Annotated in this window: 18 protein-coding genes, 1 tRNA gene and 1 pseudogene; 17 read left to right on the forward strand and 3 right to left on the reverse strand. The window is 62.9% G+C overall.

Annotated features, from left to right (window positions below):
- Positions 1-3 precede the first annotated feature (3 nt).
- The 10 genes and pseudogenes from pdxA to GYB81_RS13920 all read left to right on the forward strand — a co-directional run bounded on the left by pdxA (position 4) and on the right by GYB81_RS13920 (position 10556).
- Positions 4-999 carry a 4-hydroxythreonine-4-phosphate dehydrogenase PdxA gene (gene pdxA, locus GYB81_RS13875; RefSeq protein WP_161865938.1) on the forward strand — a complete coding sequence of 332 codons (996 nt, stop codon included), beginning with the start codon at positions 4-6 and terminating at the stop codon, positions 997-999.
- 114 nt (positions 1000-1113) lie between these two features.
- Positions 1114-1923, forward strand: coding sequence for a 16S rRNA (adenine(1518)-N(6)/adenine(1519)-N(6))-dimethyltransferase RsmA (rsmA, locus tag GYB81_RS13880; protein WP_161865939.1), 810 nt, complete (start codon positions 1114-1116; stop codon positions 1921-1923).
- Between the two features lie 29 nt (positions 1924-1952).
- Positions 1953-2333, forward strand: coding sequence for a Co2+/Mg2+ efflux facilitator ApaG/CorD (apaG, locus tag GYB81_RS13885; protein WP_161865940.1), 381 nt, complete (start codon positions 1953-1955; stop codon positions 2331-2333).
- Positions 2333-3179 (forward strand): annotated as a pseudogene (locus tag GYB81_RS13890) (symmetrical bis(5'-nucleosyl)-tetraphosphatase); the annotation flags it as partial. The gene apaG and the pseudogene GYB81_RS13890, both read left to right, overlap by 1 nt.
- A 1-nt stretch (position 3180) precedes the next feature.
- Positions 3181-3510 carry a thiosulfate sulfurtransferase GlpE gene (glpE, locus tag GYB81_RS13895; RefSeq protein ID WP_161865942.1) on the forward strand — a complete coding sequence of 110 codons (330 nt, stop codon included), beginning with the start codon at positions 3181-3183 and terminating at the stop codon, positions 3508-3510.
- Between the two features lie 282 nt (positions 3511-3792).
- Positions 3793-5715 carry a PrkA family serine protein kinase gene (locus GYB81_RS13900; protein WP_161865943.1) on the forward strand — a complete coding sequence of 641 codons (1923 nt, stop codon included), beginning with the start codon at positions 3793-3795 and terminating at the stop codon, positions 5713-5715.
- 84 nt (positions 5716-5799) lie between these two features.
- Positions 5800-7071: a YeaH/YhbH family protein gene (locus GYB81_RS13905; RefSeq protein ID WP_161865944.1), complete on the forward strand. Its 1272-nt coding sequence runs from the start codon at positions 5800-5802 to the stop codon at positions 7069-7071.
- Between the two features lie 10 nt (positions 7072-7081).
- Complete coding sequence (locus GYB81_RS13910; RefSeq protein ID WP_161865945.1) at positions 7082-8647, forward strand: SpoVR family protein; 1566 nt, start codon at positions 7082-7084, stop codon at positions 8645-8647.
- A 61-nt stretch (positions 8648-8708) separates the two neighbouring features.
- Positions 8709-9221 (forward strand): DUF4136 domain-containing protein, encoded by a 513-nt coding sequence (locus GYB81_RS13915; RefSeq protein ID WP_161865946.1) that lies wholly within the window; start codon positions 8709-8711, stop codon positions 9219-9221.
- Between the two features lie 105 nt (positions 9222-9326).
- A complete protein-coding gene (locus GYB81_RS13920; RefSeq protein WP_161865947.1) occupies positions 9327-10556 on the forward strand; it encodes a multifunctional CCA addition/repair protein in 1230 nt (409 codons plus the stop codon).
- A 150-nt stretch (positions 10557-10706) separates the two neighbouring features.
- Here the strand turns inward: GYB81_RS13920 and folK are convergent, their stop codons facing one another.
- Positions 10707-11240, reverse strand: a complete 534-nt coding sequence (folK, locus tag GYB81_RS13925; protein WP_161865948.1) for a 2-amino-4-hydroxy-6-hydroxymethyldihydropteridine diphosphokinase — start codon at positions 11238-11240, stop codon at positions 10707-10709.
- The gene (gene folB, locus GYB81_RS13930) at positions 11231-11587 is read right to left on the reverse strand and encodes a dihydroneopterin aldolase (RefSeq protein WP_161865949.1); all 357 of its coding nucleotides are present in this window, start codon (positions 11585-11587) and stop codon (positions 11231-11233) included. The genes folK and folB overlap by 10 nt, the downstream gene beginning before the upstream one ends.
- 74 nt (positions 11588-11661) lie before the next feature.
- On the opposite strand from folB, the gene plsY reads away from it, so the two are divergent.
- Positions 11662-12231 carry a glycerol-3-phosphate 1-O-acyltransferase PlsY gene (gene plsY / locus GYB81_RS13935; protein ID WP_024309705.1) on the forward strand — a complete coding sequence of 190 codons (570 nt, stop codon included), beginning with the start codon at positions 11662-11664 and terminating at the stop codon, positions 12229-12231.
- Between the two features lie 92 nt (positions 12232-12323).
- Here the strand turns inward: plsY and tsaD are convergent, their stop codons facing one another.
- A complete protein-coding gene (gene tsaD / locus GYB81_RS13940; protein WP_161865950.1) occupies positions 12324-13349 on the reverse strand; it encodes a tRNA (adenosine(37)-N6)-threonylcarbamoyltransferase complex transferase subunit TsaD in 1026 nt (341 codons plus the stop codon).
- A 204-nt stretch (positions 13350-13553) separates the two neighbouring features.
- Between tsaD and rpsU the strand changes: the two genes are divergently transcribed.
- From rpsU to GYB81_RS13970, 6 genes are all read left to right on the forward strand, one after another.
- A complete protein-coding gene (gene rpsU, locus GYB81_RS13945) occupies positions 13554-13769 on the forward strand; it encodes a 30S ribosomal protein S21 (RefSeq protein ID WP_003290642.1) in 216 nt (71 codons plus the stop codon).
- Positions 13770-13916: 147 nt separating this feature from the next.
- A complete protein-coding gene (gene dnaG / locus GYB81_RS13950; RefSeq protein ID WP_161865951.1) occupies positions 13917-15920 on the forward strand; it encodes a DNA primase in 2004 nt (667 codons plus the stop codon).
- Between the two features lie 67 nt (positions 15921-15987).
- Positions 15988-17835, forward strand: a complete 1848-nt coding sequence (rpoD, locus tag GYB81_RS13955) for an RNA polymerase sigma factor RpoD (RefSeq protein ID WP_161865952.1) — start codon at positions 15988-15990, stop codon at positions 17833-17835.
- A 139-nt stretch (positions 17836-17974) separates the two neighbouring features.
- The gene (locus GYB81_RS13960) at positions 17975-21709 is read left to right on the forward strand and encodes a bifunctional diguanylate cyclase/phosphodiesterase (protein ID WP_161865953.1); all 3735 of its coding nucleotides are present in this window, start codon (positions 17975-17977) and stop codon (positions 21707-21709) included.
- 16 nt (positions 21710-21725) lie between these two features.
- Positions 21726-21802: transfer RNA gene (locus tag GYB81_RS13965), tRNA-Ile, on the forward strand.
- A gap of 127 nt (positions 21803-21929) precedes the next feature.
- On the forward strand, positions 21930-22864 hold a 935-nt coding region (locus tag GYB81_RS13970; RefSeq protein ID WP_161897864.1), incomplete at its 3' end, for a tyrosine-type recombinase/integrase.

Consider the following 22864-nt stretch of genomic DNA (forward strand, 5'->3'; position numbering starts at 1 on the left):
ACCATGACTGCTCAGCAATGCTTTGCCCTTACCCCAGGCGAGCCCGCCGGCATCGGCCCCGATCTCTGCCTGTTGCTGGCCCAGCAGGCTCAGCCTGCACCGCTGGTCGCCATTGCCAGCCGGGACCTGTTGGCTGAACGCGCAAGGCAACTGGGACTGGATATCGAGCTGCTGGACGCAGGCCCGACGCAGTGGCCAGATCGCCCTGCCCCTGCAGGCGCGCTGTATGTCTGGGATACACCACTGGCCGCTGCTGCAACGCCAGGCAAACTGACCCCCGCCAACGCTGCCTACGTGCTGGAAACCCTCACCCGCGCTGGCCAGGGCTGCCTGGACGGGACCTTTGCCGGAATGATCACGGCCCCCGTGCACAAAGGCGTGATCAACGAGGCAGGCATCGCTTTCTCTGGCCATACCGAGTTTCTCGCCGAGCTGACCCACACCGAGCAGGTGGTGATGATGCTGGCGACCCATGGCTTGCGCGTGGCGCTGGTTACCACTCACCTGCCGCTGAAGGATGTTGCAACCGCCATCACCGCCGAGCGCCTGGAACGAGTCACCCGCATCCTGCACGCAGATCTGCAAAGCAAGTTCGGCATCGCCGAGCCGCGCATCCTGGTCTGCGGGCTCAATCCGCATGCAGGCGAAGGCGGCCATCTGGGCCGCGAGGAAATCGAGATCATCGAGCCGACGCTGGAACGTCTGCGCAGCGAGGGCATGAACCTGATTGGCCCGCTGCCGGCCGACACCCTGTTCACCCCCAAATATCTCGAACAGGCCGATGCGGTGCTGGCCATGTACCACGACCAGGGTCTGCCCGTGCTCAAGTTCAAGGGGTTCGGCGCGGCGCTCAACGTCACCCTGGGTCTGCCGATCATCCGGACCTCGGTGGATCATGGCACTGCGCTGGATCTCGCCGGTACGGGCAAGATCGACATCGGCAGCTTACAGGTAGCGCTGGAGACCGCCTACCAGATGGCTGCCAGCCGCAAGCGATGAACCGCTGAGCCCCATGGCCCGCGCCCGCGACGCCATTCGCTGGTAGACTGTGCGACTTTCTTTTTTGTATTTAGCCTCGAGCGCCACGCTTCGGGGCGCTGCGCGGAGCCGTACATGTCCGAATATCAACACCGCGCGCGCAAGCGCTTCGGCCAGAACTTCCTGCATGACGCCGGAGTGATCGACCGCATCCTGCGCGCCATCCGCGCCAAGGAAGATGAGCGCCTGCTGGAAATCGGCCCGGGCCAGGGTGCGATTACCGAGGGTTTGCTCAGCAGCGGTGCGCAGCTCGACGTGATCGAACTCGACCTTGACCTGATCCCCATCCTGCAAAGCAAGTTCGGCGACAATCCGCGCTTTCGCCTGAACCAGGGCGACGCATTGAAATTCGACTTCGCCCGCCTCGAAGCGGCGCCACGCAGTCTGCGAGTAGTCGGCAACCTGCCCTACAACATCTCCACGCCGCTGATTTTCCATCTGCTGGACAACGCGCCCCTGATTCGCGACATGCACTTCATGCTGCAGAAGGAAGTTGTCGAGCGCATGGCCGCCGGCCCGGGTGGTGGCGACTGGGGCCGCCTGTCGATCATGGTGCAGTATCACTGCCGTGTGGAGCATCTGTTCAACGTCGGCCCCGGCGCCTTCAACCCGCCACCCAAGGTGGACTCGGCAATCGTGCGCCTGGTGCCGCATGAAACCCTGCCGCACCCGGCCAAGGATCACCGCCTGCTCGAGCGCGTGGTGCGCGAGGCCTTCAACCAGCGCCGCAAGACCCTGCGCAATACGCTCAAACAGCTGTTGCCGGCCGAAGCCATCGAGGCTGCCGGCGTCGACGGCAGTCTGCGCCCCGAACAGCTGGATCTGGCCGCCTTCGTCCGCCTGGCTGACCAGCTGGCTATGCAGCCCACTGCTGCGCAGGACTAAACTGCAATCAGGCTCAACGGATCATACGCATGTCCGACCCTCGTTATCAGATCGACGTCAGCGTCACCACCCGCTATCTGGCTGCGCAGTCGCAGCCGGAGCAGAACCGCTACGCGTTCTCCTACACCGTGACCATCGTCAACAATGGCGAACTGCCCGCCCAGTTGCTGTCGCGTCACTGGATCATCACCGATGGCGACGGCCGCGTGCAGGAAGTCCGCGGCGCCGGGGTGATCGGCCAACAACCGCATATCGAACCCGGCGCCAGCCACATTTATAGTAGTGGCACGGTAATGGCCACCCAGGTTGGCACCATGCAGGGCAGCTACCAGATGCTCGCCGAGGACGGCAAACGCTTCGACGCGACCATCGCGCCGTTCCGCCTGGCGGTGCCGGGAGCGCTGCACTGATGGCCGTCTATGCCGTCGGCGACCTGCAGGGCTGCCTGAAACCATTACAGTGCCTGCTCGAGCGGGTTTCCTTCGATCCGGCCGAAGACCAGCTGTGGCTGGTAGGTGACCTGGTCAACCGCGGCCCGCAGTCGTTGGAAACCCTGCGCTTCCTTTACTCCATCCGCCAGGCGGTCACCTGCGTGCTGGGCAACCATGACCTGCATCTGCTGGCGGTAGCGCACAACATCGAGCGCCTCAAGAAGGGCGATACTCTGCGCGAAATTCTCGACGCGCCGGATCGCAACGACCTGCTCGACTGGCTGCGCATGCAGAAACTGGTGCACCACGACGCCGAGCGCAAGGTGACGCTGGTGCATGCCGGCATCCCGCCGCAATGGACGCTGAGCAAGGCGCTGCGCCGGGCCGCCGAGGTTGAAGAGGTGCTGCGTGACGACGCCCGCCTGCCGCTGTTCCTCGATGGCATGTACGGTAACGAGCCGGCCAAATGGAACAAGGATCTGCAGGGCGCTGCACGCTTGCGGGTGATCACCAACTACTTCACCCGCATGCGCTTCTGCAAGGCAGATGGCACGCTGGACCTGAAGACCAAGGAAGGCATCGACAACGCGCCCCCCGGTTTCGCGCCCTGGTTCAGTCACCCGCAGCGCAAGATGCGCGGCGAGAAGATCATCTTCGGTCACTGGGCGGCACTGGAAGGCAATTGCAACGAGCCAGGCCTCTACGCCCTGGACACCGGCTGCGTCTGGGGTAATGCGATGACCCTGCTCGACGTCGACAGCGGAGAACTTCACCGCTGCACCTGTCCCAAGGAATAAGCCCGCCAAACCCGGTAAAGGTCCCGAACATGAGCGAATTCAAGCGTATCTCCCCTCAACAGGCGCAAGAGCTGCGCGCCCACGGCGCCGTGGTGGTCGACATTCGCGACCCGCACAGCTTCGCCAATGGCCACATCAGCGGCTCGCGCCATCTGGACAACCACTCACTGCATGACTTCATCACCCACGCCGACCTCGACGCGCCGCTGATCGTCTCTTGCTACCACGGCAACTCCAGCCAGAGCGCTGCCGCCTACCTGGTGGGCCAGGGCTTTTCCGAAGTCTACAGCCTCGACGGCGGTTTCGAGCTTTGGCGCGCCACCTACCCAAGCGAGACGGCACAAAGTTCCGAAGAATAAATTTCTTCACGCGGCAGGCCGCGCCCGCTCTGGCCTGCCGCCGCTTCCCGAGGCACGGTAACATCCAGTTATCGTTGTCCCGACCTTGACGCTCTGCAGAACGAACTATTCTGTTACTCAGGCCATCCCACTGAAGGTAGAGCCGGCCAACCGGCATCGGGCCATCGGAGCGACTTTTAGGTTTTGGGGGATTGTTCCCGACTTCTTCGGAGCCGGCGTCACCCAGCACCTGCATGCACGACCGATCCCGAGCCAGCTTTCAGCATCGAGCGAGGTGAAGTCATGAGCATTTTCAGTCACTTCCAACAACGTTTCGAGGCGACCCGCCAGGAGGAGTACTCGCTGCAGGAGTACCTCGAACTGTGCAAACAGGATCGCAGCGCCTACGCCACTGCGGCCGAGCGCCTGCTGATGGCCATTGGCGAGCCGGAGTTGCTGGACACCTCCAGTGATCCACGGCTGTCACGCATATTCTCCAACAAGGTGATCCGCCGCTATCCGGCCTTCGCCGACTTCCATGGCATGGAAGAATGCATCGACCAGATCGTCTCCTACTTCCGCCATGCGGCGCAGGGCCTGGAAGAGAAGAAGCAGATCCTCTACCTGCTGGGTCCGGTGGGCGGCGGTAAATCCTCGCTGGCCGAAAAGCTCAAGCAGCTGATGGAGAAGGTGCCGTTCTACGCCATCAAGGGCTCGCCGGTGTTCGAGTCGCCGCTGGGGCTGTTCAATGCCACCGAAGACGGCGCCATTCTCGAAGAGGACTACGGCATCCCACGGCGTTACCTCAGCTCGATCATGTCACCCTGGGCCACCAAACGCCTGCAGGAGTTCGGCGGCGACATCAGCCAGTTCCGCGTGGTCAAGCTGTACCCCTCGATCCTCAACCAGATCGCCGTGGCCAAGACCGAGCCGGGCGACGAGAACAACCAGGACATCTCCGCCCTGGTGGGCAAGGTGGATATCCGCAAGCTGGAGGAATACCCACAGAACGATGCCGACGCCTACAGCTACTCGGGCGCGCTGTGCCGGGCCAACCAGGGCCTGATGGAATTCGTCGAGATGTTCAAGGCGCCGATCAAGGTCCTGCACCCGTTGCTGACCGCAACGCAGGAAGGCAACTACAACAGTACCGAGGGCCTCGGTGCGATTCCCTACAGCGGCATCCTGCTGGCCCACTCCAACGAATCGGAATGGCACAGCTTCCGCAACAACAAGAACAACGAAGCCTTCATCGACCGGATCTACATCGTCAAGGTGCCCTACTGCCTGCGCGTCACCGATGAAATCCGCATCTACGACAAGCTGCTGATCAACAGCTCGCTGGCCAAGGCGCACTGCGCGCCCGACACCCTGAAGATGCTCGCCCAGTTCAGCGTGCTGAGCCGCCTCAAGGAGCCGGAAAACTCCAACATCTACTCGAAGATGCGCGTCTACGACGGCGAGAACCTCAAGGATACCGATCCGAAAGCCAAGTCGATCCAGGAGTACCGAGACAGCGCCGGCGTGGACGAAGGCATGAACGGCCTGTCGACCCGCTTCGCCTTCAAGATCCTCTCCAAGGTGTTCAACTTCGACCCGCACGAGGTGGCGGCCAACCCGGTGCACCTGCTCTACGTGCTGGAGCAGCAGATCGAGCAGGAGCAGTTCCCCGCCGAGGTACGCGAACGCTACCTGCGCTATATCAAGGAATACCTGGCGCCGCGCTACATCGAGTTCATCGGCAAGGAAATTCAGACCGCCTACCTGGAGTCCTACAGCGAGTACGGGCAAAACATCTTCGACCGCTACGTGCTGTATGCCGATTTCTGGATTCAGGACCAGGAGTACCGCGACCCGGAAACCGGCGAAATCCTCAACCGCGTCGCCCTCAACGAGGAATTGGAGAAGATCGAGAAACCGGCCGGCATCAGCAACCCGAAGGATTTCCGCAACGAGATCGTCAACTTCGTGCTGCGCGCCCGCGCCAACAACAACGGCAAGAACCCCACCTGGCTCAGCTACGAGAAGCTGCGTGTGGTCATCGAGAAGAAGATGTTCTCCAACACCGAGGACCTGCTCCCGGTCATCAGCTTCAACGCCAAGGGCAGCAAGGAGGATCAGCAGAAGCACAACGACTTCGTCAAACGCATGGTCGAGCGCGGCTACACCGAGAAGCAGGTGCGCCTGCTGTCGGAGTGGTACCTGCGGGTACGTAAATCGCAATAAGCGGCCTCAGGCGACAGGCTGCAGGCTCCAGGCGAAAGCGCTTGCAGCCTGCGGCCTGAAGCCTGCAGCGCCCGGAGGGCTCGTATGAGTTATGTGATCGACCGGCGCCTCAATGGCAAGAACAAGAGCACGGTGAATCGCCAGCGCTTTTTGCGGCGTTACCGTGAACACATCAAAAAGGCAGTGGAGGAAGCCGTCAGCCGACGCTCCATCACCGACATGGAGCACGGCGAGCAGATCAGTATTCCCGGCCGCGATATCGACGAGCCGGTGCTGCATCATGGTCGTGGCGGCAAGCAGACCATCGTTCACCCTGGCAACAAGGAGTTCACCACCGGCGAACGCATTCCACGCCCGCAAGGCGGTGGCGGCGGACGAGGCAGCGGCAAGGCGAGCAATTCCGGCGAAGGCATGGACGAGTTCGTTTTCCAGATCACCCAGGAGGAATTTCTCGACTTCATGTTCGAGGATCTGGAGCTGCCCAACCTGGTCAAGCGTCACCTCACCGGCGCCGACACTTTCAAGACCGTGCGCGCCGGTATCAGCAACGAGGGCAACCCGTCACGCATCAACATCGTGCGCACCCTGCGCTCGGCACATGCGAGGCGCATCGCCCTGTCCGGTTCCAGCCGCGCCAAACTGCGTGAAGCCAAGGCCGAGCTGGAGCGCCTACGCCGTGAAGAGCCAGACAACTTCGGCGATATCCAGGCCATTCAGGAGGAAATCGAACGCCTCAGCGCGCGCATCCACCGCGTGCCCTTCCTCGACACCTTCGACCTCAAGTACAACCTGCTGACCAAGCAGCCCAACCCCAGCTCCAAGGCGGTTATGTTCTGCCTGATGGACGTGTCCGGCTCCATGACCCAGGCCACCAAGGACGTCGCCAAGCGCTTCTTCATCCTCCTGTACCTGTTCCTCAAGCGCAATTACGACAAGATCGACGTGGTGTTCATCCGCCATCACACCAGCGCCAAGGAAGTGGACGAAGAAGAGTTCTTCTACTCCCGCGAGACCGGCGGCACCATCGTCTCCAGCGCGTTGAAGCTGATGCAGGAAGTGATGGCCGAGCGCTATCCGATCAACGAGTGGAATATCTACGCCGCCCAGGCGTCGGACGGCGACAACTGGAACGACGACTCCCCGGTATGCCGGGATATATTGATCAACCAGATCATGCCGTTCGTGCAGTACTTCACCTACGTCGAGATCACCCCACGTGAGCACCAGGCGCTGTGGTTCGAGTACGAACAGGTGGCCGAAGCCTTCGCCGACAGCTTCGCCCAGCAGCAACTGGTGTCCGCCGCAGACATCTACCCGGTGTTCCGCGAACTGTTCCAGCGTCGCCTGGTGAGTTGAGGGCCAAGCCATGAATGCCAGTACGAGAAAGCGCGAGCCGATCTCCACCGGTTCGGAATGGACCTTCGACCTCATCCGTCAATACGACAAGGAAATCGCGCGCATCGCCGAACGCTATGCGCTGGATACCTACCCCAACCAGATCGAAGTGATCACCGCTGAGCAGATGATGGATGCCTACGCCTCGGTCGGCATGCCGCTGGGCTATCACCACTGGTCCTACGGCAAGCACTTCCTCGCCACCGAAAAAGGCTACAAGCGCGGTCAGATGGGCCTGGCCTACGAGATCGTGATCAATTCCGACCCGTGCATCGCCTATCTGATGGAGGAAAACACCATCTGCATGCAGGCGCTGGTGATCGCCCACGCCTGCTACGGTCACAACAGCTTTTTCAAGGGTAATTACCTGTTCCGCACCTGGACCGACGCCAGCTCAATCATCGACTACCTGGTGTTCGCCAAGCAGTACATCATGCAGTGCGAGGAGCGTTACGGCATCGACGCGGTGGAGGAACTGCTCGACTCCTGCCACGCGCTGATGAACTACGGCGTCGACCGCTACAAGCGCCCCTATCCCATCTCCGCCGAAGAGGAGCGGCGCCGCCAGAAGGACCGCGAAGAACATCTGCAGAAGCAGATCAACGACCTATGGCGCACCATTCCCAGAAACGCGGACAAGGCCAGCGAGAAGGACAACAAGCGTTTCCCGGCCGAGCCGCAGGAAAACATCCTCTATTTCCTCGAGAAACACGCCCCGCTGCTGGAGCCCTGGCAGCGCGAGGTGATCCGCATCGTGCGCAAGATCGCCCAGTACTTCTACCCGCAGCGCCAGACCCAGGTGATGAACGAAGGCTGGGCCACCTTCTGGCACTACACCCTGATGAACGACCTGTACGACGAGGGTCTGGTTACCGACGGCTTCATGATGGAGTTCCTGCAGTCGCACACCAGCGTGGTCTACCAGCCGCCGTTCGACAGCCCCTACTACAGCGGCATCAACCCTTACGCATTGGGTTTCGCCATGTACCGCGACATCCGCCGCATCTGCGAAGAGCCCACCGAAGAAGACAAGCGCTGGTTCCCCGACATCGCCGGCAGCGATTGGCTGACCACCCTCAAGTTCGCCATGACCAGTTTCAAGGACGAGAGCTTCATCCTGCAGTTCCTCTCGCCCAAGGTGATTCGCGACTTCAAGCTGTTCGGCATCCTCGATGACGATCAAAAGGACGAGCTGCTGGTGCCGGCCATCCATGACGAATCCGGCTACCGCACCATCCGCGAGCTGCTCGCAGCGCAGTACAACCTGGGCAACCGCGAACCCAACGTGCAGATCTGGAACATCGACCGCCGCGGCGACCGCTCGCTGACTCTGCGCCATCAGCAGCACGACCGCAAACCGCTGGGCGACTCCACCGGCGAGGTGCTCAAGCATCTGCATCGGCTGTGGGGCTTCGACATCCATCTGGAGGTGTGCCAGGGCGACCAGCTGATCACCACTCAGCATGTGCCGCCACGCAGTAGCGCGGAGAGCGACAACGAATACCCGCGGCTGGACCTGGTCATTCCACCCATTTGATCGGTTGCCGGTCATGGCCAGGGGCATCAGCATCGCAGGCAGACTCCGCGAGATGCCATGCATGCGCCTATTCCTTGTAATCCTGCTGTGCCTGGGGCTGGCCACCTGTACCAGCCATGTCCCGCAGGCACGCATCCTCAGCCCCGCCGATGCCTCGCTGGCCGGGCGCCACAGTTTCGAACTGATCGACCCACAGGCCAGCCTGGAGGGCGACGCGCCCTTTCCCGAGCGCTATCGCCAGTTGCCGCAACTGTTGCGCCATGGCCTGTCCACCCGCGGTTATCACGAGAGCCAGCAGCCACAGTTACGCGTCTATTACTGGCTGGCCGTGCAGGATGGTCCGCTGCTGTTCAAGGTCGACACGCCGCCGCCCGACCCGCTCGGCCCCTACCAGGCGATCCATCGTTTGCGTGACGAAACCGGCACCTTGCGCCTGCGCCTGACCGACTTCGACCAGCGCATCCTCTGGGAAGGCGTGATCAGCACCGGACTGAGCCCGGCACGCGACAGTGCCGAGCAGTTGGAGCGTGCCGTGCGAGTGTTGACCGAGCAGATTCCGCAAGCCACACCGTAGCCCGGATGCAATCCGCGGATATCCGCGCGAACGTCCCGGATTGCATCCGGGCTACCTCCCAGTCCCGACCAGCCGCTATCCTCTGCGCTCAGCGGAGGAACACACATGCAGATTTACAAAGTCGGCGGTGCAGTGCGTGATCGCCTGCTCGGCCGTCCCGTCAGTGAAGTGGATTGGGTCGTGGTCGGCGCCAGCGCAGAGCAGATGCTGGAACTCGGTTATCGCCCGGTTGGCGCCGATTTTCCGGTGTTCCTGCACCCGCAGACGGGTGAGGAATATGCCCTGGCGCGCACCGAGCGCAAGAGCGGCCGCGGCTATGGCGGATTCACCTTTCATGCCAGCCCGGATGTCACGCTGGAAGACGACCTGATCCGCCGCGACCTGACCGTCAACGCCATGGCCGAAGACGAACATGGCCGGCTGATCGATCCGTATGGCGGTCAGCAGGATCTTCAGGCCCGCCTGCTACGCCACGTTTCCCCGGCCTTCGCCGAAGATCCGCTACGCGTACTGCGTGTTGCCCGCTTCGCCGCACGCTATGCGCCGCTGGGATTCAGCGTGGCGCCAGAAACCCTCGACCTGATGCACCAACTGGCGGAGTCCGGCGAACTGGGCCATCTCACCGCCGAACGTAGCTGGAAGGAAATCTCCCGCGCGCTGATGGAGCCGCGCCCGGACGTGTTCATTCAGGTGCTGCGCGATTGCGGCGCGCTGGCGGCGCTGCTGCCGGAAGTGGATAAGTTGTTCGGCGTGCCGCAACCGCAGGCGCATCACCCCGAAGTCGACACCGGCGTGCATGTACTGAGCGTGCTGCGTCAGTGCGCAGAGCATGACCAGCCGCTCAACGTACGCTGGGCCTGCCTGCTGCATGATGTCGGCAAAGGGCTGACGCCCGAGGCTGACTGGCCGCGGCATATCGCTCATGAACACAAGGGGCTGCGCCTGATCCAGGCGATCAACGAGCGCTGCAAGGCGCCGCGCGACTGCGCCGAGCTGGCAGCGCTGGTGGGAGAGTTCCATACCCATGGCCACCGAGCACTGGAACTGAGGCCCTCGACGCTGCTGGAGTTACTGCAACGCTTCGACGTCTTCCGCCGCCCGCAACGCTTCGCCGAATTCGTCGCCGCTTGCGAGATGGATGCCCGCGGGCGCCAGGGCCTGGAACAGCGCGACTATCCACAAGCCGCTTACCTGCTGGGCGCAGCCGAGGTAGCGCGGCAGGTGGCGGTCAAACCGCTGCTGGAGAAGGGCTTCAAGGGCGCGGAGTTGGGCGAGGCGCTCAATCGCGAGCGTCTGCAGGCACTCAAGGCCTACAAACAGCAGCACGCCTCGTAGGAGCGGCTGGGCGGCATTCCGTTTCAGCCGCGATCATCACAGCTCCACGGCCCGCCTTTTCGCGGATAAATCCGCGCCTACCGATCAAGTCCACGTAGCCCGGATGCAATCCGGGAAACAGGTCTTGCCGAGGCCCCGGATTGCATCCGGCTACGAAGAGCGCGCCTGCAACAGCTCGGCCGGCGTCAACTCGGCGCCGCGCCACTGGAAGGCGGCCGGCCATAGCTGCTGATCGATCTGCGCCGTGGACCATAATTCTGCGAACGAACGGCCATCGAGCGGGTGACACACCTCCGGTGCCAGCAAGGCCAAAGGCCAGAGCACGAAGGCGTTCTTGAGAATTTCCGCACGCGGCAGGATCAGACCGTTGAAGTTGCCGACCTGCTCGCCGTACAGCAGCACATCGATATCCAGCGGCAGGCCTTTGCGATCCGGCGCGTAGCGGCCGTTATCGGCCTCGATGAACTTCAGCCGGCGATCCAGCTCCAGCAGCGGCAGCTCGGTTTCGCCCACCACCACCAGATTGAAGAAATTACCGCTCTTGATGCCCACCGCATGGCTTTCGAAGACCGGCGAGCAGCGCATGTCGCTGAGCACGCCAGCCAACGCATCGAGCCCGGCACAAAGGTGAGCCTCGCGCTGCACATTGCTGCCGAGGCCGAGAAAGACCCGAGTCAGAGGCATCCGCGCTCGATCTCCACACCTACGCCGCCACGTGCGGCCGGCACTGCGCCGGGCTTGGTCAGTTTCAGACGTATCCAGGGGATGTTGAACTCTTCCATCAGGAGCTGTACCAGGCGCTCGGCGAAGGTTTCGACCAGAATGAACTGCGATTCGGCGGCAAAGGCCTGGATGCGCGCGGAGACGCTGGCATAGTCGAGTGCCAGGTTGAGGTCATCACCCGCCGCGGCCGGGCGGTTGTCCCAGGCCATCTGCAGGTCCAGACGCAGGCACTGGCGAATGTCGCGCTCCCAATCGTAGGCGCCGATCACCGTGTCGACTTCCAGCCCCTCGATAAATACTCTGTCCACCGCACTCTCCGCGCCACGACAAGGGCGCTGCACCTCGTTAGAATCGGGCCACCCCATGCCCTGGAATGGCCACCATGTTCTGGCTTCTGGCAATCCTTGCCTACCTGCTCGGTTCGTTGTCCTTCGCCATCCTGCTCAGCCGACTCGCTGGCGGGCCGGACCCGCGTGCCAGTGGCTCGGGCAACCCCGGCGCCACCAACATGCTGCGCGTGGCCGGCAAGAAGCTCGCCGTCATGACGCTGATCGGCGACCTGTTCAAGGGCCTGCTGCCGATCCTCATCGCCAAGCTGCTCGGCCTGAGCCTGCACCAGCAGGCCTGGATCGGCCTGGCGGCCGTCGTCGGCCACCTTTACCCGCTGTACTTCCGTTTTCGTGGCGGCAAGGGCGTCGCCACTGCCGCCGGCATGTTGCTCGGCCTCTATCCACCGGCCGCCTTGCTCGCCCTGGCAGCCTGGGCGCTGGTATTCCTGCTCACCCGCACCAGCTCGCTGGCATCACTGATCGCCACGCCGCTGACGCTACCGCTGCTGGCCTGGCAACAACCGGCGGCCCTGCTGCCGGCCTGCGTACTCACCGGGCTGATCGTCTGGCGGCACCGCAGCAATCTGCGCGATCTGTTCGCCGGCCGCGAACGGCGTTTTTGATTCGATAACAAAAAACTGTAGGAGCGAGCTCTGCTCGCGAATTTTTCGGTTCGCGAGCAGAGCTCGCTCCTACGCGTAAATCCCTTGGGCGCTCACAGCGCCGGCAGCGACTCCATCGGCCAGCGCGCCTGCACCTTGATTGCCAGATCTTCATGCTGCCCGGCCAGCAAACGCTGGCAACCGGCGTAGGCGATCATCGCGCCATTGTCGGTACAGAAACGCGGCCGCGCATAAAACACCTTGCCCTTCATTTCGCCCAGCATACGTTCCAGATGCCCGCGCAGCGCCTTGTTGGCACTCACACCGCCAGCGATCACCAGGCTGTTCAGCCCGCTCTGCTTGAGCGCACGTTTGCACTTGATGGTCAGAGTCTCAACCACCGCCTGCTGGAAGGCCAGCGCGATGTCGCGCCGGGCTTGGTCGAGGTCGTCGCCACTGTCGCGGCATTGCTGCCAGGTATTCAGAGCGAAGGTCTTCAGGCCGCTGAAACTGAAATCCAGCCCCGGCCGATCGGTCATCGGCCGCGGGAAGACGAAACGCCCCGGCGTACCCTGCTCGGCCAGCTTGGCGATCTCCGGGCCACCGGGGTAATTCAGGCCCATCAGCTTGGCGGTCTTGTCGAAGGCTTCACCGGCGGCATCGTCCAGCGACTCGCCGAGCAACTGGTACTGGCCGATGCCATCGACCCGCACCAGCTGCGTGTGACCACCGGATACCAGCAGGGCGACGAACGGAAAGGCCGGCGGCTGCTCTTCGAGCATCGGTGCCAGCAGATGACCTTCCATATGGTGCACGCCGACGGCCGGCACGCCCCAGGCAAAGGCCAGCGCCTGCGCGCAGGAAGCCCCCACCAGCAGCGCCCCGACCAGGCCCGGGCCGGCCGTATAGGCCAGCGCATCGATATCGCTGGCCTGCTTGCCGGCTTCATCCAGCACCTGGCGGATCAGCGGCAGCATGCGTTTGACGTGATCACGCGAGGCCAACTCGGGCACCACGCCGCCATATACACGGTGCAGGTCGATCTGGCTGAACAGGGCGTCAGCCAGCAGGCCACGCTCGCTGTCATAGAGCGCGACGCCTGTTTCATCGCAGGAAGTTTCCAATCCCAGTACGAGCATGGAGCTTGAACCTTGGTTTGCCGCGTGGAACAAAGGCGCGCATGATAAGCGCCGCCCGGCGGAGCGGCCAGCGCTTTTCGATCAGAGGCTTTGCATTCCGCAGCCCGAGGCGGTAACATCCGCAACCCTTAAAAACCGACGCATCCCGAGCCTCATTTGCCGGGTACGCGTTAAACCCGGTAATTAAAGATAGGTACGACCTGGATGCCAGCCGTCAAAGTTAAAGAGAACGAACCCTTCGACGTAGCCCTGCGTCGTTTCAAGCGCTCCTGCGAAAAAGCCGGTGTACTGGCTGAAGTTCGCAGCCGCGAATTCTACGAAAAGCCGACCGCTGAGCGTAAGCGCAAAGCCGCTGCCGCCGTTAAGCGTCACGCCAAGAAAGTGCAGCGCGAGCAGCGCCGCAGCGTTCGCCTGTACTAATACCGTACACGCCACGCTCGAATGCCCGGCTCCGGCCGGGCATTGCATTTACAGAACTCCGCTTCGCCTGCTGGCGAATGGCCGGAGTTTTTTGCTTTTCTACCCATCACTGTTCCGCTTTCGCGCCGAGCAGTATGCTGAGCGCCTATGGCCGGCCTGATCCCGCAATCCTTCATCGATGACCTGCTCAACCGCACCGACATCGTCGATGTGGTGAGCTCGCGCATCCAGCTGAAGAAGACCGGCAAGAATTACAGCGCCTGCTGTCCTTTTCACAAGGAAAAGACCCCCTCCTTCACCGTCAGTCCGGACAAGCAGTTCTACTACTGCTTCGGCTGCGGCGCCGGCGGCAATGCCCTCGGCTTCGTCATGGACCACGATCAACTGGAGTTCCCCCAGGCGATCGAGGAACTGGCCAAGCGCGCCGGCATGGATGTGCCGCGCGAGGAAAGCGGGCGCGGGCGCACACCGCGCCAGCCGGTGGACTCGCCGCTCTACCCGCTGCTCAATGCCGCCGCCGAGCACTATCGCCAGGCTCTGAAAAGCCATCCGCAGCGCAAGTACGCAGTGGATTACCTCAAGGGCCGCGGCCTGACGGGGGAAATCGCCCGTGACTTCGGCATCGGCTTCGCCCCGCCCGGCTGGGACAACCTGCTCAAGCAACTGGGCGCCGACGCCCTGCAGCAAAAAGTCATGATCGACGCCGGCCTGCTGATCGAGAACGCCGAAAACGGCAGGCGCTACGACCGCTTCCGCGACCGCATCATGTTCCCCATCCGCGACAGCCGCGGCCGGGTGATCGCCTTCGGCGGCCGCGTGCTGGGCGACGACAAGCCCAAGTACCTGAACTCACCGGAAACCCCGGTGTTCCACAAGGGTCAGGAACTCTACGGCCTGTACGAGGCGCGCAAGCACAACCGCGATCTCGACGAGATCATGGTGGTCGAAGGCTACATGGACGTCATCGCCCTCGCTCAGCAGGGCCTGCGCAATGCCGTGGCGACCCTCGGCACGGCCACCAGCGAGGAGCACCTCAAGCGCCTGTTCCGCATCGTGCCCAGCGTGCTGTTCTGCTTCGACGGCGACGCCGCCGGGCGCAACGCTGCCTGGCGCGCCCTGGAGTCGACCCTGCCGAGCCTGCAGGACGGTCGCCGCGCGCGCTTCCTGTTCCTGCCCGAAGGCGAGGACCCGGACACCCTGGTGCGCGCCGAAGGCACCGATGCCTTCCGCGCACGCATCAACCAGCACGCCCAGCCGCTGGCCGACTACTTCTTCCAGCAGCTTTGTGAAGAGGCCGACCCGCGCTCGCTGGAAGGCAAGGCGCATCTGGTGACGCTGGCCGCGCCACTGATCGACAAGATCCCCGGCAACAACCTGCGCGCCCTGATGCGCCAGCGCCTGAGCGAGATCACCGGCCTTTCCGGCGAAGCCATGAGCCAGGTCGCCAGCGCCCCGCGCAGCCATGCGCCCAGCACGCCGAACCACGCCCCCAGCAGCGACTACCCGGATTACGGCGATATCCCCGACAGCGCCTACTACGACAGCTTGCCGGACGTCGGAGGCTACGAGCAGCCCGCACCGCCCCAGCAGCAACACTACGAACGTAGCAACGAAGGCGGCAAAGGCAGCTGGAAAAAAGACGGCAGCGGCAAGTGGAACAAGAAGGGCAAGGGCGATTTCGCGCCACGTGCCCCGCGCACCGCGGTGAGCGTCGAATCACCACATCTGATCGCCCTGCGCACCTTGCTGCACCATCCGCAGCTGGCGCAAAAGGTCGAGGATGTCAGCCACTTCGCCGACGAAGAGGACACCTACGCGCAACTTCTGGTAGCGCTGGTCGGTGCCCTGCAGAAAACGCCCAACCTGCGTTCGCTGCAACTGATCGCTCGCTGGCACGGCACCGAACAGGGCCGTTTGCTGCGGGCACTGGCGGAGAAGGAATGGCTGATTCAGGGCGACAACCTTGAACAGCAGTTTTTCGACACCATTACTACACTTGCAAACAGTCAATCGCAGAGGCGGCGTGAAAAGGCGCTCCGCAGCATCATTCATAAAAGCCCCAGCGAGCTCACAGACGAGGAAAAGACATTGCTCAGAGAGCACTACAGCCTCACTTCGTCACCGAGCAGCAAGTCCCCAACTGGCGCCTAAAGCCAAAACCGAGGTATAATCCTCGGCTTGTTTTCAGCCCGCCAAGACCTTCAGTGGATAGGGTGTTATGTCCGTAAAAGCGCAACAGCAATCTCGTTTGAAAGAATTGATCAGCCGCGGTCGCGAGCAGGGTTACCTGACGTACGCGGAGGTCAATGACCACCTGCCGGAAGATATTTCCGATCCGGAACAGGTGGAAGACATCATCCGCATGATCAACGACATGGGGATCAACGTATTCGAGAGTGCTCCGGATGCGGACGCCCTGTTGTTGGCCGAAGCCGACACCGACGAGGCTGCAGCCGAAGAAGCCGCTGCCGCCCTCGCCGCCGTTGAGACCGATATCGGCCGCACCACCGACCCGGTGCGCATGTACATGCGCGAAATGGGCACCGTGGAGCTGCTGACCCGCGAAGGCGAAATCGAAATCGCCAAGCGCATCGAGGAAGGCATCCGCGAAGTCATGAGCGCCATCGCTCACTTCCCCGGCACCGTCGAAGGCATCCTTGCCGAGTACAACCGCGTCACCACCGAAGGCGGCCGCCTGGCCGAAGTCCTCAGTGGCTACATCGACCCGGATGACGGCAGCGTGCCCGACGAAGCCGCCGCCCCCGTTCCCGTCAAGGAAGGCGCCGCCGCTGAAGAAAGCGACGACGAAGAAGAAGACGAGAGCGGCGACGACGAGGAAGAAGAAGGCGACGGCGGCCCGGACCCGGAAGAAGCGGCTCGCCGTTTCAGCGCCGTGGCCGAGCAGCAGGACAAAGTCCAGAAGGCCCTGAAGAAGCACGGTCGCGGCAGCAAGCAGGCCACCGAAGAGCTGGCCGCACTGGCCGAGCTGTTCATGCCGATCAAGCTGGTGCCCAAGCAGTACGACGCCCTGGTCACCCAGGTGCGCGATGCCCTCGACCGCCTGCGTGCGCAAGAGCGCGCCATCATGCAGCTGTGCGTACGTGATGCGCGCATGCCGCGTGCCGACTTCCTGCGCCTGTTCCCGGGCAACGAAATCGACATGGACTGGGCCGCTGATCTGGCCAAGGGCAAGGCCAAGTACGCCGAAGCCCTGGGCAACCTGCAGAGCGACATCCAGCGCTGCCAGCAGAAGCTGGCCGACCTGGAAGCCGAGTGCAGCCTGAGCCTGGCCGAGATCAAGGACATCAACCGTCGCATGTCCATCGGTGAGGCGAAAGCTCGCCGCGCCAAGAAGGAAATGGTCGAGGCCAACCTGCGTCTGGTCATCTCCATCGCCAAGAAATACACCAACCGCGGCCTGCAGTTCCTCGACCTGATCCAGGAAGGCAACATCGGCCTGATGAAGGCGGTGGACAAGTTCGAATACCGTCGCGGCTACAAGTTCTCGACCTACGCCACCTGGTGGATTCGCCAGGCGATCACCCGCTCGATCGCCGACCAGGCGCGCACCATCCGTATCCCGGTGCACATGATCGAGACCATCAACAAGCTCAACCGCATCTCCCGTCAGATGCTGCAGGAAATGGGCCGCGAGCCCACTCCGGAAGAGCTGGGTGAGCGCATGGAAATGCCCGAGGACAAGATCCGCAAGGTATTGAAGATCGCCAAAGAGCCGATCTCCATGGAAACCCCGATTGGCGACGACGAAGATTCGCATCTGGGCGACTTCATCGAGGACAGCACCATGCAGTCCCCGATCGACGTGGCCACGGTCGAAAGCCTCAAGGAAGCCACTCGCGAAGTGCTGGCCGGCCTCACCGCCCGTGAAGCCAAGGTCCTGCGCATGCGCTTCGGCATCGACATGAACACCGACCACACCCTCGAGGAAGTCGGTAAGCAGTTCGATGTTACCCGTGAGCGTATCCGCCAGATCGAAGCCAAGGCGCTGCGCAAGCTGCGTCACCCGACGCGAAGCGAGCATCTGCGCTCCTTCCTCGACGAGTGATAGCAAACCCCCGGCCCAGGCCGGGGGTTTTGCTTTCTGGCCCCGTGGCATGGGCCCTTCCCAGGCGTCGCAATCAAACTGCCATCCCTGCAGCGGCCGGTCTACACTGCGACCATATCGATCCTGAAACGAGGCCGTTATGCCCCGCCTGCCGGCCATTCTGCTGTTGTGCCTGGCGTACTGGATGACTTCCGCCCAGGCCCTCACACTCAACGAGAATGAGCGCACCTGGCTGGCGGCTCATCCCGAACTGAGTCTGGGCGTCGACGCCGCCTGGCCCCCTTTCGAATTCCGTGACGAACAGGGCCAGTACCTTGGCCTGACCGCCGACTACGTGCGCTTGATCGAAGAGCGTCTCGGCGTGACCTTTCGCCCAGTCGAGCAAGGCAGCTGGAGCGCGATACTGGAACAGGCCCGCAGGGGCGAGGTCGACCTGCTACCCGGCGTGATGTCGACTGCCGAGCGTCAGCAATACCTGAGCTTCACCCGTCCGTACCTGGACTTTCCCATCATCATCCTGGCGCGCGAGGGCGGCCCGCAACCCAAGCAACTTACCGACCTGTATGGCCTCAAGGTCGCGGTGGTAAGCGACTACGCTCCGCATGAATTGCTGCGCCAGCATCACCCCGATCTCAACCTGCTACCGCTGCCCAACGTCGCCGCCGCGCTGCAGATGCTGGCCACCCACCAGGCCGACGCCATGGTGGGCGATCTCGCCTCCAGCGTCTGGAGCCTGCGTCAGCTCAAGCTCGACGGCCTGTATATCAGCGGTGAAACACCCTATCGCTATCAGCTGGCCATGGCCGTACCGCGCAACCAGAGCATGCTGGTCGGGATTCTCGACAAACTCTTCGCCGAGCTCGGCGCCGAGGAAGTCGCCGCCTTGCAGGCTCCCTGGGTCGGCAGCGTACTGGACGCTCGCAACGCCTGGCACAAAACCCTCCTCTATGGCCTGCCAGCCGTGCTCGGCCTGCTGGCGATCATTGCCATCATCCTCAGCATCAACCGCCGGCTGAAACGCGAGATGCGCAACCGCGAAGCTCTGGAACAGGAGCTGCGCAGTCGCGAGCAGCATTTTCGCGACATGGTTGAAAGCCTCTGCGCCATCACCTGGGAAACCGATTCGAGCGGGCTCACCTACACCTACGTGTCACCGCATGCGGAGAAGCTCCTGGGTTATCCCCTGCACGAGTGGCTCGAACCCGGCTTCTGGCAGCGCCACCTGCACCCCGACGATCAGCAGCGCACTCTGCGCAACTGCCTGGAGCAGTTCTCGGCCGGCAAAGACCACTCGCTGGAATACCGCCTGCTCGCCGCCGACGGCCGCACGGTGTGGGTACGCGACATCGTCACCTTGCTGCAGCGGGATGACCAGCAGGTGATACGCGGCCTGATGATCGACATCAGCGAAGCCAAGCAAACCGAACAGGCGCTGCGCCAGTCGGAACAGAAATTCGCCTCCGTGTTCCAGCAGTGCCCGGACATCCTGATCATCGCCCGCCGGGTCGACGGCGTGCTGCTGGAGGTCAATACCGCGTTCACCGAGCAAACCGGCATCAGCGTCGACCAGGCCATCGGCAACACCGCTACCGACCTCGACCTGTGGGGCGTGCCCGGCATCGGCCCGAGCCTGCTGCTACGCCTGCAGGACGATTGCCTGCGCAATCTGGAGCTGCCCTTTCGCCGCGCCGACGGCAGCCTGTTCACCGGTCTCATCTCCGCCAGCCCCTTCACCCTCGACAATACCCCGGCACTGGTGGTGGTGGTGCGTGACATCAGCGAGCTCAAGAGCACCCAGCAGCGGCTGCAGATATCCGAGGAGAAGTTCGCCAAGGCCTTTCACGCCTCGCCCGATGGCCTGCTGATCACCCGTCTGCGCGACGGCCTGCTGGTCGAGGCCAACGAAGGCTTCAGCCGCATCACCGGCCATAGCCTCGACCTGGTCGGCCAGCACAGCACGCTCAGCCTCGGCATCTGGGCCGACCCGAAGGATCGCGAACGCATGGTGCAGGGCGTTCGTGAGCACGGTGTGGTGCGCGACATGATTGCCCCGGTGCGCACCCGCAGCGGCCAACTGCGCCTGTGCGATCTGTCCGCACAACCGCTGTCCATCAATGGCGAGGAATGTCTGCTGACCATCGCCCGCGACATAACCGAACGCCAACGGATGCAGGAAGAACTGCAACAGGCCGCCACCGTATTCGAAAGCACCGCCGAAGGCGTACTGATCACCGACCTCGAACAGCGCATCACTGCGGTCAACCGCGCCTTCACCGAGATTACCGGCTACAGCGAGGCCGAAGCCCTCGGCCAGCGCCCCAGCCTGCTCTCCTCCGGCCAGCACGACAACGCCTTCTATACCGCCATGTGGCATAGCCTCGCGGCCAACGGGCACTGGCAGGGGGAAATCTGGAACCGGCGCAAGAACGGCGAACTGTACCCGGAGTGGCTGACCATCAGCGCCGTGCGCAACAGCGACAATCAGATTACCCACTTCGTCGGCGTGTTCGCCGACATCTCCAGCCTCAAGCATGCCCAGGCACGCCTCGACCACCAGGCCCACCACGACCCACTGACCGGTCTGCCCAACCGCCTGCTGTTCGAGAACCGCCTGCGCAGCGCTCTGGATGGTACGCGTGCCGACGACCAGCTCGGCGCCGTGCTGTTCCTAGACCTCGACCGCTTCAAGCAGATCAACGACAGCCTTGGCCATCCGGTCGGCGACCAGTTGCTCAAGGCCATCGCCGAACGCCTGAGGCTGCAGTTACGCGACATCGACACCGTGGCTCGCCTCGGCGGTGACGAATTCATCATCCTGCTGCCCGGCCTGCACCAGTTGCAGGATGCCGAACAGGTCGCGCAGAAACTTCTCGCCTGCTTCGGCAAGTCGTTCCAGCTCGACAACCACGAGTTCTTCATCAGCGCCAGCATTGGCATCAGCCTCTATCCCGCCGACGGTCATGACGTGGCCACCCTGGTGAAGAACGCCGATGCGGCCATGTACCAGTCCAAGGCCAAGGGGCGCAATCGCTACGAGTTCTACACCCGCTCGCTGACCTTCGAAGTCAACGAACGCATGGCCATGGAACAGGAACTGCGCCGCGCCCTCGAACGCAACGAACTGTGCCTCTACTACCAACCCAAGTTCTGCCTGCGCAGCCAGAGCCTGGTGGGCGCCGAAGCCCTGGTGCGCTGGCCGCACCCGGTATTTGGCGACATCCCACCGGATCGCTTCATCCCGGTGGCCGAAGAAAGCGGTCTGATCCTGCCCCTGGGCGATTGGGTACTGGAGCAAGCCTGCCGCCAGTTGCAGGCCTGGCAGGAAAGCGGCCGCGGCTTTGGCGCCCTATCGGTCAACCTCGCCGGCGCGCAACTGCACCAACCCAGCCTGCTGCCGCGCATCAGCGAGCTGCTGCAACGCTACAACCTGGCGCCGGGGCTGCTGCAGCTGGAGATCACCGAAAGCTTCATCATGAACCAGGCAGGCGAAGCGCTGGACATCCTCCACCGCCTCAAACAACTCGGCGTACAGCTGGCCATCGACGACTTCGGCACCGGCTACTCTTCGCTCAGCTACCTCAAGCGCCTGCCGCTGGACGTGCTGAAGATCGACCAGTCCTTCGTCCGTGGCCTGCCGGACGACCCGCACGATCTGGCGATCACCCGCGCCATCATCGCCTTGGGCAACAGCATGCAACTGACGGTGATCGCCGAAGGCGTGGAGACCAAGGCCCAGGAGCTCTGCCTGGCCGCAGAAGGCTGCCTGCAGATCCAGGGCTACGTGGTCAGCCGTCCGCTCTCGGCCGATGCCTTCGCCCGGAAATTTCTCCCGCCAGGTCAAGCGGTTGGCGCTGGCGAGAACGCGCCGGTATAATCCGCCGGCCTTCTGGGGGCCTATAGCTCAGTTGGTTAGAGCAGAGGACTCATAATCCTTTGGTCCACGGTTCGAGTCCGTGTGGGCCCACCACCTTCAAAGCCGCGCATTGCGCGGCTTTAAGCTTTTCAGGGTTGTGGCATCTGGATCAGCCCATGGTCCAAAGGTACAAAATCGGTACAGTACTGGTTAGCCAGTCTGCCTTTGGAGTCCTTATCTGATGGCAACAATCGTCAAAACCCCTGCCGGCACATGGAAAGCCGTAGTCCGAAAAACGGGCTGGCCGACCAACGCCAAAACCTTCCGCACCAAGCGCGACGCCGAAGACTGGGCACGCCGCACCGAAGACGAAATGGTGCGTGGCGTGTACATCCAGCGCAGCGGCTCCGAGCGCATGACGCTGGAGAAAGCGCTAGAGCGCTACCTGTCCGAGGTGACGCCCAGCAAGAAGCCCACTACGCGCAAAGCCGAAGCCACCAAGGCCAAGCAGTTGATCCAGTACCTGGGCAAATACTCCATGGCTGCCCTCTCCGCTGAAGTCATCGCCAAGTACCGGGACACAAGGCTCGGCACCCTGAGCAAGCGCGGCCTCCCCACCAGCAACAATACCGTGCGGCTTGAACTGGCCCTTCTCAGCCACCTTTTCACGGTAGCTATTCAGGAATGGGGCCTCGGCCTTACCTTCAACCCGGTGCTGAATATCCGCAAGCCCAGCCCTGGAGACGGCCGCGACCGCCGACTGTCCGCCGACGAAGAAAAGCGCCTGCTCGCTGCGGTGAACAGCCACAGCAACCCCATGCTGGGCTGGATCGTCCGAATCGCCCTGGAAACAGGCATGAGGTCGTCGGAGATAACCGGCCTACGCTGCCATCAGGTAGACCTGAAAAAGCGCGTAGTGCGGCTCGCAGACACCAAGAATGATAGCGCCCGCACCGTCCCTCTCACGAAGATGGCCACCGAAACATTCAGGGCCGCTCTGGAGAACCCCGTTCGCCCCAAAGACTGCAGCCTGGTGTTCTTCGGTGAGCCGGGAAAGGACGAGAAACGTCACCCCTATGCCTTCACCAAGACCTGGGGGCTGCTGAAGAAGAAGCTCGGCATGCCCGACCTGCGCTTCCACGATCTACGTCACGAATTCTCCCAACATTGCAAATG

It is taken from the genome of Pseudomonas yangonensis (assembly GCF_009932725.1).
GTDB lineage: Bacteria > Pseudomonadota > Gammaproteobacteria > Pseudomonadales > Pseudomonadaceae > Aquipseudomonas > Aquipseudomonas yangonensis.

Excerpts from the sequence above, each read along its gene's own strand:
- pdxA (WP_161865938.1), top strand. The coding sequence starts at position 4 with ATGACTGCTCAGCAATGCTTTGCCCTTACCCCAGGCGAGCCCGCCGGC.
- rsmA (WP_161865939.1), top strand. The coding sequence starts at position 1,114 with ATGTCCGAATATCAACACCGCGCGCGCAAGCGCTTCGGCCAGAACTTC.
- apaG (WP_161865940.1), top strand. The coding sequence starts at position 1,953 with ATGTCCGACCCTCGTTATCAGATCGACGTCAGCGTCACCACCCGCTAT.
- glpE (WP_161865942.1), top strand. The coding sequence starts at position 3,181 with ATGAGCGAATTCAAGCGTATCTCCCCTCAACAGGCGCAAGAGCTGCGC.
- GYB81_RS13900 (WP_161865943.1), top strand. The coding sequence starts at position 3,793 with ATGAGCATTTTCAGTCACTTCCAACAACGTTTCGAGGCGACCCGCCAG.
- GYB81_RS13905 (WP_161865944.1), top strand. The coding sequence starts at position 5,800 with ATGAGTTATGTGATCGACCGGCGCCTCAATGGCAAGAACAAGAGCACG.
- GYB81_RS13910 (WP_161865945.1), top strand. The coding sequence starts at position 7,082 with ATGAATGCCAGTACGAGAAAGCGCGAGCCGATCTCCACCGGTTCGGAA.
- GYB81_RS13915 (WP_161865946.1), top strand. The coding sequence starts at position 8,709 with ATGCGCCTATTCCTTGTAATCCTGCTGTGCCTGGGGCTGGCCACCTGT.
- GYB81_RS13920 (WP_161865947.1), top strand. The coding sequence starts at position 9,327 with ATGCAGATTTACAAAGTCGGCGGTGCAGTGCGTGATCGCCTGCTCGGC.
- folK (WP_161865948.1), bottom strand. The coding sequence starts at position 11,240 with ATGCCTCTGACTCGGGTCTTTCTCGGCCTCGGCAGCAATGTGCAGCGC.
- plsY (WP_024309705.1), top strand. The coding sequence starts at position 11,662 with ATGTTCTGGCTTCTGGCAATCCTTGCCTACCTGCTCGGTTCGTTGTCC.
- tsaD (WP_161865950.1), bottom strand. The coding sequence starts at position 13,349 with ATGCTCGTACTGGGATTGGAAACTTCCTGCGATGAAACAGGCGTCGCG.
- rpsU (WP_003290642.1), top strand. The coding sequence starts at position 13,554 with ATGCCAGCCGTCAAAGTTAAAGAGAACGAACCCTTCGACGTAGCCCTG.
- dnaG (WP_161865951.1), top strand. The coding sequence starts at position 13,917 with ATGGCCGGCCTGATCCCGCAATCCTTCATCGATGACCTGCTCAACCGC.
- rpoD (WP_161865952.1), top strand. The coding sequence starts at position 15,988 with ATGTCCGTAAAAGCGCAACAGCAATCTCGTTTGAAAGAATTGATCAGC.
- GYB81_RS13960 (WP_161865953.1), top strand. The coding sequence starts at position 17,975 with ATGCCCCGCCTGCCGGCCATTCTGCTGTTGTGCCTGGCGTACTGGATG.